At 71.2% G+C, this 5,516-nt stretch carries 4 protein-coding genes, 1 tRNA gene and 1 other RNA gene; 1 reads left to right on the top strand and 5 read right to left on the bottom strand.

Features of this window, described 5'->3' with window-relative positions:
* From C1A33_RS19030 to C1A33_RS19020, 3 genes are all read right to left on the bottom strand, one after another.
* A partial coding sequence (locus C1A33_RS19030; RefSeq protein WP_101832806.1) for a DNA polymerase III subunit gamma and tau occupies positions 1-2,061 on the bottom strand: 2,061 nt, incomplete at its 3' end.
* A gap of 39 nt (positions 2,062-2,100) precedes the next feature.
* Positions 2,101-2,196: signal recognition particle sRNA small type (gene ffs / locus C1A33_RS19025), an RNA gene on the bottom strand.
* A 73-nt stretch (positions 2,197-2,269) separates the two neighbouring features.
* Complete coding sequence (locus C1A33_RS19020; protein WP_423748105.1) at positions 2,270-3,130, bottom strand: SAM-dependent methyltransferase; 861 nt, start codon at positions 3,128-3,130, stop codon at positions 2,270-2,272.
* A 280-nt stretch (positions 3,131-3,410) separates the two neighbouring features.
* Here C1A33_RS19020 and C1A33_RS19015 point away from each other — a divergent pair.
* A tRNA-Ser gene (locus tag C1A33_RS19015) sits at positions 3,411-3,498 on the top strand.
* Positions 3,499-3,726: 228 nt separating this feature from the next.
* Here C1A33_RS19015 and C1A33_RS19005 read toward each other — a convergent pair.
* Both C1A33_RS19005 and C1A33_RS19000 read right to left on the bottom strand, forming a co-directional pair.
* Positions 3,727-4,389, bottom strand: coding sequence for a site-specific integrase (locus C1A33_RS19005; RefSeq protein ID WP_133150728.1), 663 nt, complete (start codon positions 4,387-4,389; stop codon positions 3,727-3,729).
* Positions 4,390-4,811: 422 nt separating this feature from the next.
* Positions 4,812-5,351 (bottom strand): ester cyclase, encoded by a 540-nt coding sequence (locus C1A33_RS19000; protein WP_133150727.1) that lies wholly within the window; start codon positions 5,349-5,351, stop codon positions 4,812-4,814.
* Positions 5,352-5,516 lie beyond the last annotated feature (165 nt).

Here is a 5,516-nt window from a genome sequence, read left to right as displayed (position 1 = left end):
CCCGCCGCCCCCGCTACCACCAACGCCGTTGCGCGGCTGCGCGCCGCCGCCCCAGCCGGGCCCGGACGCCGACGGCCCGCCGAAGCCTCCGCCGCCACCGCCTCCGGGAGACGCCGGCGGCCCACCCACGGGCCGTCCGCCGCCACGTGCGGGACCGGCTCCGCCGGCCGGCCCGACGCTCACCCGCCACGACCCGCCGATCCGTTCGGCCAGGGCGGAGCAGAACACCTCGCCGTTGTTGCCCTGCCCGAACATCCGGCCCATCGTCGGGGTCGCGAACGCGAGCACCACCTCGTCACCGCGCACGTCGGCGACGCTGGCGTGGTCCTTGAGGATGGCGTGTGTCTTGCGGCTGCGCCGGGCGGTGAGAGCCAGCACCTCATCCCAGAGCATGCGCAGCCCCGCCGCGTCGATCCGCCCGCCGCCCGCGCCCGCTCCCGGTCCCGCGGGACCGCCCGAGCCCCCAGATCCCGCGGGACCGCCCTGGCTCGGTCCTGTGGTGGCGCCGTGTCCGCCCGGTCCCGCCGGACCGCCGTGACCACGTGTTACGGCGGGAACGTGCCCGCCCGTTCCCGCGGGACCGCTCCCGCTCGGTCCTGTGGCGGGGCCATAGCCGTCCGGTCCCGCGGGACCGCTCCGGCTTGGGCCTGTGGCGGGACCAGGTCTTCCTGGTGTCGCAGGATCACCGTGACCAGGTGTTCCCGCGGGAACGGAGGTCGGCGCCCATCCGGCGGGGCCGCTTACCGCGGGTCCGGCCGCGACCGGCCCGGGCATCGCCGGCCCGGGCATCGCCGGCCCGGGCATCGCCGGCCCGGGCATCGCCGACGCGGGCATCGCCGGTGCGGGCGCGGCGAAACCGGCCCCACCGTTCTCGCCCGCGACGACATGGTCCGGGCCGGAAGCGACGATCGCGCGGCGTTCCAGCCGTTCCAGCCGGGTCATCAGGGCGGCGGGGTCGGTGGCGGCCGCGGGGAGCAGGGCGCGGGCGAGGATCAGTTCGAGCATGAGCCGGGGGCTCGTGGTCCCCCGCATCTCGACGAGGCCGCCGTGCAGGACGTCCGCCGTGCGGGACAACTCGGCCGGGCCGACGGCGGTGGCCTGCGTGCGCATCCGGTCGATCTGGTCGGGGGAGAAGGCGTCGAGCAGCCCGCGTTCGGCGGCGTCGGGGACGGCCGCCATCACGATGAGGTCGCGGAAGCGGTCGAGCAGGTCGGTGGCGAACCGCCGCGGGTCGTGACCTGCGGAGACCACCTTGTCGACGACGGTGAACAGGGCCGCGCCGTCCCGCCCCGCGAGCGCGTCGACCGTCTCGTCGAGCAGCACGCCGTCGGTCATGCCGAGCAGCGTCACCGCCCGGTCGTAGCGCAGCCCATCGTCGTCCGCGCCGGCGAGCAGCTGGTCGAGGACGGACAGCGAGTCGCGCACGGAACCGGCGCCGGCCCGCACCACCAGCGGCAGCACCGACGGCTCGACGTGCACGCCCTCCCGCTCGCAGACCGACGCCAGATGGTCGCGCAGTACCCCCGGAGGGACGAGCCGGAAGGAGTAGTGGTGGGTCCGCGAGCGGATCGTCGCGATGACCTTGTCCGGCTCGGTGGTGGCGAACACGAACTTCAGGTAGGGCGGCGGCTCCTCGACGACCTTCAGCAGCGCGTTGAACGCCGCCGTCGTGACCATGTGCGCCTCGTCGACGACGAACACCTTGAACCGGGCCGACGCCGGCGCGAAGAACGCCCGTTCACGCAGGTCACGCGCGTCATCGACCAGACCGTGCGAGGCGGCGTCGATCTCGGTGACGTCCATCGACGAGCCGGTGCGGATGCCGACGCACTCGTCGCAGACCCCGCACGGCTCCGGCGTCGGCCCGTGCACGCAGTTCAGGGACGCGGCGAGGATCCGCGCCGACGACGTCTTGCCGCAGCCGCGCGGCCCGCTGAACAGGTAGGCGTGGTGCAGCCGGCCGGTGGTCAGAGCTTTGCGCAGCGCGTCCGTCACATGTTCCTGGCCGACGACCTGGGCGAACGTCGCCGGACGGTACCGGTTGTACAGCGCTGCGCTCACTGGCCTGCTCCGCGTGCTCGACGAGACGATCGGCGAAACGTAGAGGACCCCCCGCACACCCGTCAGAGCCCGCTTACCCTTGCTGCCTTCCGGCCCTGGGGGGTTCACGAGGGTAACGCCGCACGAGGGGTCTGCAACGCAGTCTAGCCGTCCCGCAGGGATCATGAACGCGGAGGGGTCGTGCCCGCTGTCGCCGTCGGCGAGGGCGTCACTTCTTGACGGCCACGGCCCCGTAGATGCTGGCCTGAGCGTCGGTCACCTCGGTGGGGGCGTAGCCCTCGGGCCGCCAGCGGTGGGTGGCCTGGATGCCGGGGTCGACGAGCTCCAGGCCGTCGAAGAACCGGGCGATCTCCTCCCGGCGGCGCAGCTGCATCGGGATGCCCCGGTCCCGGTAGGCCTGCGCCGCCTGCCGGTCCGCCGCCGGGTCGAAGTCGGCGGTCGCATGGGTGAGGGTGAGGTAGCTGCCGGCGGGCAGGGCGTCGAGCAGGGCGCGGACGATGCCGAACGGGTCCTGGTCGTCGGGGAAGAAGTGCAGGATCGCGATGACCGACAGGGCGACCGGCTCGGACAGGTCGAGCGTGTCGCGCAGCTCGGCCGAGGTGAGGATCGCCTCGACGTCGTGCAGGTCCGCGTCGAGGTAGGCGGTGCGGCCGCTGGGGCTGCCCGTCAGCAGGGCGCGGGCGTGAGCGAGGACGATCGGATCGTTGTCGGTGTAGACGACGCGGGCTTCCGGGGAGACGGCTTGGGCGACCTCATGCAGGTTCTGCGAGGTGGGGATACCGGTCCCGATGTCGAGGAACTGGCGGATCCCCGCCTGCTCGGCCAGGTAGCGCACCGCGCGGTGCATGAACGCCCGGTTCTCCCGCGCGGTGATCCGCAGGTGCGGGAAGCCCGCGAGGGCCCGCTCGGCGGCCTCGCGGTCGGCGGGGAAGTTCTCCTTGCCACCCAGCAGGTAGTCGTACATGCGGGCGGAGTGGGCCCGATCGACGTGCAGGCCCACCGGCTCGCGCTGCGCTGGCGGCCCGCTCCGTCCGAGATCGCCGATCGGCTTCCGGCCCGCCTCCGTCACAACCACTCCTCTCCGCGCCGACCCGCGGACTCCGTCGACCGGTCGCCCCTGACCCGGTGGGTTTCTCCCAACCGTACCGTTTTAACACCCACCGAAGCCGACCGGACACAGAAAGACGCAACCTGACGGCGACAGCTGGACGGGTGGGGCACGGATGGCCTCAGCTCAGAGGCCCGGCCTGGCGACTCGCCCCGGTCCGGACCGGCGAGCCACCGGTCCGCGGCACCGCTCGGGCGACCCGGTGCCCACGCCCGCGCGACGATCAGATAGTCTCGTCAACGGAGGATTCGCCTAGTGGCCTAGGGCGCACGCTTGGAAAGCGTGTTGGGGGCAACCCCTCGCGAGTTCGAATCTCGCATCCTCCGCCAGCTCCGCCGCATCCGGCTCCTGCCGATCAACGCTCTGATCAGGCACGATGGCGCCCGTCCCTTTCTCTCACGGCGGTTCTCCCACGCTGGTGCGGACATGGTGCGGACGTCGCGTCGCACGAGGCACCGCCGCGGCGACCATCTCGGCTGCCTGAGCGCCCACCGACCGCAGCAGATGGACGTACAGCGACTCGGTGATCGATGGCGAAGAGTGACCGAGCCGCTTGCTCACGAGGGGTCCAGGTACCGCCCGTCCGGGCGAGTGAACATTAGCTCCGACAGCTCGACCGGGTCCCCGTGCTCATTGGGAAGGGTGCCGTTGCACCAGGTGGGACCGAGCCGTTCGCGCTCGATGTCCTGGGTTGCCCGGTGGGCCAGCAGCGCGCCAAGCGTGGTGGCGTCGAGGCCCACCTTCCGCTTGCCGGACCGGGTCTTGGGCGCCCACACCCCGGGATCGCCACCCGAGTCGGTGATCTGCCGGAAGATCGTCAGCACCGAGCGGGTGTCGTCCAGCCCCGTCCAGGTGGCCCCGCACGCCTCCCCGCGACGCATCCCATGAAGGCCGATCAGCTCCCACATCACGGACAGCCGGTCGGTGGCCGCCTCGTCCAGGAACGCCCCGACCTCCTCGGCACCCCACGGCTCGACCTCCGGCCGGGTGTATTCCGGCAGCTCGACGGCCTCGGCCGCGTTGAACGGCACCATCCGCTGGCGGACCGCATCGCCCAGCGCCGTCTTGAACATGGCGTGCGCAAGCCTGATCGTCGCCGGTCCAACCGCCCGCCGCCGGGCCGGGTTGTCCGCCGCGATCCGCTGGTACGTCTGGTCGATGTGATGGGCCCTTGGCCCGGTCAGAGGGATGCCACCGAGGTAGGAAACCGGCAGACGCACATACTGGGCGTACCGGCGCCTGGACGAGGGACGGAGGCTCCGCTTCCGGGGCAGCCAGTCGTCTTGGAGGTAGGCCGCGCACCGTCAGATCGCCGATGTGCTGCTGACCGGCACGGATCGCCGACCACTTCCTATCGCCGTCCTCCTCGGCTTCCCTGCGGGTTGCGCCTCGGTACCGGATCCGGTCTGTACCGGCCAGGGCCACGAGTTCCTTGGGCACGCGGACCTCGCCTGACCAGAATCCGTGGCCGCGGCGGGCTCGCTCTGTCGTCTGCCAACGTAGGTGAGACACGATCACGGCCACGACCTGGGATGCCTCATCTTGGCTGGCAGAGTCGAGGGTCTTGATCTGCCATGAGATCTGAGGCAACTCGGGGTGTCGGTCGTGGCCTGGAGAGATTGTCGGGAGTTGTGGATCACGCTCATGATGCGGCGTTGTGGTAGGTCCACATCTCGGCCATTCGGCCGTCCTGGATGCGGACCAGCCAGATGAGACGGCTGGCTGCCGTCGCGGGTCCCGGGGTGGAAGCGGCCTCGCCTACTGCGGCGACGAGGTTGCCGTCGCCCAGCAGGGCCTGGATGTTGAAGCGGAGGTCCGGTTGTGCTGTTCGGATGCGCTCGACCGCTCGCTGCACGCCGGCCGGTCCGGTGACCTCGGGATGGGCGTGGTCGATCCACTCCTGGTGAAGGATGTCGAAGGCGATTGCCGAGTCGCCGCCGTTCCACATCTCGAAATAGCGCATGACCAGCTGTTGTGCTGGGGACGACACCTGACTGTTGATCATCTTATGATTCGCCTGGTTTCCTCGGACTGCCGGGGGCCGGTAGGGACCAATGCCGGACGCGGTGATAGTCGGGGGCACCGCCCCGACCCGCTCGAACAGCGCGTCCCAGCACAGCAGCAACAGTTCCCGGCGGCGCTCCCCACTATCCCCGACGAAACTATCCCCGACGAAGTCCAACTCGAACTCGGCGCCCGGCCCAGCCGAGGCAACCACGCCGCGGCGCGAAGCCCCCCTGAGGCGCCCCGAGAATTCCGGGCAGTCGATCTAATAGACTGTGCACGGAATGGAGTGTGTGCCACATGGCTGAACGTCGCAGGAAATTCTCCCCGGAGTTCCGCGAGG

Origin of the sequence: Frankia canadensis, from assembly GCF_900197875.1 — a bacterium.
Taxonomy (GTDB): Bacteria; Actinomycetota; Actinomycetes; order Frankiales; family Frankiaceae; genus Frankia; species Frankia canadensis.
Note: the sequence above shows the minus strand (reverse complement) of the source record. Positions and strands in the feature narration are given on the sequence as shown.